The 3,802-nt window shown below is 57.2% G+C and carries 1 protein-coding gene and 3 pseudogenes; 3 read left to right on the forward strand and 1 reads right to left on the reverse strand.

The annotated features are described in order from the left end of the window. Window positions 1-26: 26 nt before the first annotated feature. Window positions 27-104: pseudogene (locus P0D80_RS52075) on the forward strand (hypothetical protein); the annotation flags it as partial. A gap of 118 nt (window positions 105-222) precedes the next feature. On the opposite strand, the pseudogene P0D80_RS48945 reads toward P0D80_RS52075, so the two are convergent. Continuing rightward, window positions 223-1,360 (reverse strand): annotated as a pseudogene (locus P0D80_RS48945) (IS3 family transposase). A 634-nt stretch (window positions 1,361-1,994) separates the two neighbouring features. Here P0D80_RS48945 and P0D80_RS48950 point away from each other — a divergent pair. Together P0D80_RS48950 and P0D80_RS48955 are read left to right on the forward strand one after the other, a co-directional pair. Further along, window positions 1,995-2,696: a DUF3800 domain-containing protein gene (locus tag P0D80_RS48950; protein WP_408295656.1), complete on the forward strand. Its 702-nt coding sequence runs from the start codon at window positions 1,995-1,997 to the stop codon at window positions 2,694-2,696. Between the two features lie 299 nt (window positions 2,697-2,995). Next, a pseudogene (locus tag P0D80_RS48955) lies at window positions 2,996-3,802 on the forward strand (hypothetical protein); the annotation flags it as partial.

Genomic DNA, 3,802 nt, shown 5'->3' on the forward strand with positions numbered 1-3,802 from the left:
CACACGCCGATGTCTGGGAGAGCGAAGTGGTCCCATTGCTGCGCGCTGCGCCAAAGCTGAAGGCGATCACCCTGCTGCGCAAATTGCAGGAGGACCATCCCGAGCGCTTTCCGGACAGCATGCGGCGCACGTTTGAGCGACATGTCAGCCAGTGGCGCGCGCGCGAAGGGCCGAACCAGGGAGTGAGCTTCCCTCAGTTTTTCGCCTTCCATCGGTCCGGAGTTATGCAGCGGCATCCTTGGCCTGCTGAGCTTGGATCCAGTTCCGAAGGAACCGCTCCGGAGAAACGAAGCCGAGCGACGAATGACGACGACTGCGGTTGTAAAACACTTCAATGTATTCGAACAGATCGGCCTTCGCGCCCTGATGCGTGCGGTAGCGCGTGGCGTGAACGCGTTCGTTTTTCAAGCTGTTAAAGAAGCTTTCCGTTGGCGCATTGTCCCAGCAATTTCCTTTGCGACTCATCGAGCAGCGCATGCCGTAAGCGGCCAGCTTGCCCTGGAATTCGTGACTCGCGTACTGGCTGCCTCTATCCGAATGACACAGCGCGCCAGGCGTGGGGCGGCGCCGGAACCAGGCCATCGTCAGTGCGTCCGTCACGAGATCCGCCGTCATGCGCGGCTTGATCGACCAGCCCACCACTTCCCGGTTGAACAGGTCGAGCACCACTGCCAGGTACAGCCAGCCCTCGTCGGTCCAGATGTACGTGATGTCCGAGCTGAACATTTGGTTCGGCTCCGTAGGCGTGAACTCGCGATTCAACAGATTCGGCGCGACCGGCAGCTTGTGCTTCGAGTCGGTTGTACCCGATAGTGCCGCTTGTGCCGGGCCCGGATGCCGTTCTCGCGCATCAGCCGTTCCACGCGTTCCTTGTTGACCGGAAAGCCGCGATCACGGATTTCCTCGGTCATACGCGGCGAACCGTAGGCCCCCTTGACTTCAGCGTGCACCGTCCGAATCAGCGTCAGCAATTGCGTGTCCGTCAGTCGCGTTCGTCCCGGCTTGCCGCCGCGCTTCCACGCACGATAACCGTTCACACTGACCGACAACACCCAGCACAGCGAGGACAGCGGATATTGCCCGACCTGCCGGTCGATCCAGGCATACCTCACAGCAGGTCCTTCGCGAAGTATGCTGCCGCTTTTTTTGCGATCTCAAGCTCCATTTGCAGGCGCTTGTTCTCCGCTCGCAGACGCGACAGTTCCATCTGCTCCGGCGTGTTTGGCTTCGCTCCGGCTCCACTCAGTTTGCCCGACGCCTCGGCCTTCACCCAGTTGCGAAGCGTCTGCTCCGACATGCCCAGTTCCCGGGCCACTACGGCGAAGCCTTGGCCTTCCTTCACTCGCTGGACGGCAGCCACCTTGAACTCCGCCGTATACGCTTGTTTCGGTACTTAAAACATCCCTGATCCCCTTCCTTTCCGTCGAGTTTATACACGACCGGTTGGAAGGCGAAATTTCAGGGGAAGCTCAGGCTTTGCGGCGTTTGTCGTGATTTGTACCCCCAACAGTACCCCAAAAAGCTGTCTCCTGAGGGTGTACGGGTGCGATTCTGGTGTTGCGAGAACGCGTCACTGTGAGTTTGCCTGATTTCGGGCCCATCACACCTCAGTCCGCACAAGATGACGCAGTCTTGGGGCCAACTGGACAAGAACAAAGGGGCACAAACCCTGTCCGGAATACCGGCGCTCTGAACAAGGCGATCCGGCGCTATTAGATCCCTGCGGCTGAGCACCGAGCGAAATATATCGGTTAAACCTTGGCATCTTCCATCTAATCAACGGCTTAGCGTAGAATACTCAGGCGCAAGTTTGTCTTGCAAACGGTGGTTGTAGACCCCATAATTTGCTTGTAGCGGCGTTGCGGTTTAAATAGTCCCCGCCCGGACCAACCTGCGACAAATCAACGCCGGCAATCGTAAGCGTACTTGTAAGTACGTCAGGACCGGGTACCGCACCATTCTCAATAGCCTCCCGTCGTGGAGGCTATTTTCATATGAGCAAAACAATATATTTGGACGAGAGCGGGTGCTTGGGATGGAAGCTCGATGAGCCGTACGGGCACGGTGGATCGAGCCGGTACTTCACCTTGGCAGCCGCCATTGTCCCAGAAGGCAAAGACGCAATATTGGCTCGAATAGTCCGCGGTCTCTACAAGCGCCGTAATCGACCGATCTCCAGCGAACTAAAGTCTGTTTCATTGTCGGCCGCAGAGCGCGAGCATTTCTCCCGCGAATTAGTGCGAGCTAGCAAAGAAAACCTCGAAGTAAGCTTCGCTACCATTACCGTGCGGAAAGAAAACGTTCAGGCTGGGTTCAGGCGGCACGCCAACGGCTTGTACAACTACATGGTGAAGCTTCTTCTTCTGCAGATCATGGCCGCCGAGCGAGCGGTCTGCTTCATTCCGGACTCGCGCACGATCAAGGTCGAACTGAAGCATGCCATGCATGACTATCTCTGCACTGAGTTGGCGGCTGTCGGCGCAGACACATTCTTGCAAACGACACCGTGGGAGAGCAGGGACTCCCTGCCGCTTCAGTTCGCCGATATTCTCGCGGGAATAGTATGGGCGCACCATGAACACCGAAGTGGAGGTGCATACCGTATCGCTTCTCCCCAGGTGCAGCAAAAGACATTGTTTTTTACCCCGCCGCAACTTTTCCCTGATTGGGATGCGTGGATGCCAAGTCACTACTGACAGGGCGCCCGTCGGCTTTTCATTTCCGCCTCTGCTCGAACCCCTCCCGCCACAACGTAGCACCGACCGACGTCAGCACGGCCAAGTCATCTCCCCCGAATCTCTCCCAGTTCTGCGCGAGCCAGCCAGCGAAGCCGGCGCATGCGTAGTCAATCGATACGTCTCCTCGGCCCTCGACGTTCAATCGTTCGAAAACCGCTATCACGTCGTCTGCGGTCATCTGTGGCTCCCAGAATCATTCATCCAGTTTAGGCGACCACGGTAATGATGCACGCGAACAACGGGGCGAAACTCGCAAGGTGCGCACGCCTGCGCGCAAGTTGGAGATATTATTCTGGTTCGCGACCCTTTCTCCAGAGGGCGCTGATGAAGACGGTGTCGATGGGTCTGGAGTATTCCATACCGTTACGGGGGAGCCAATGGCAGGGTCGGCAACGTTTGAGCGGGAGAAGTTATACGACGAGATTTGGACCGATCCGGTCAGCACAGTCTCGAAGCGGCATGGATTAGCCGATCATACCTTGCGAAAAATCTGCAAGGAGCTTGGTGTGCCGACGCCGCCAGGGGGCTATTGGTCGGCTCTTCGACTGGGGAAGACGAAGCCAGAACGCGCCGCGTTGCCCCCCTTCACGGGGCCGTCGGTGTTCGAATATATCGGTCCTGAAATAGGCATCCGGCCTTTTCCTCAACATGGTCAGGGAGTCGCTTGCCGTAATGTCGAGCTCGAAGAATCCAATCCGGATAACCAAATTGTGGTCGCTACCGATGGTGGTTTTCGCGATCCGTTTGTGAAAGCGGTAGCGAAATATCTTGCTGACGCGGATAAGCAGTTGGAGGCACGCAAGCGTCCCGGCTGGCGTTCGTCAGGGGTGCCCCAGCTTGTCTTTGTGCACACAAGCCCATCGCATTGCATTGATCCTGGGTATGACCATTTGCGCATCATCGTGTCCAAGGAGCTGAGGCCGCGTGCGTTGTATGTAGCGGATGCCTTTATCTGCGCTGTCAAGGATCGGGGATTTAAGGTGAAACTTAGGGATAGGACTGTGGTCATCGAGGCGAGAGATCTTTCGATGCGCATTAGACTAACCGAAGCTGAGAGGAAAGAG

It is taken from the genome of Paraburkholderia sp. RL17-373-BIF-A, assembly GCF_046030175.1.
Classification (GTDB): Bacteria; Pseudomonadota; Gammaproteobacteria; order Burkholderiales; family Burkholderiaceae; genus Paraburkholderia.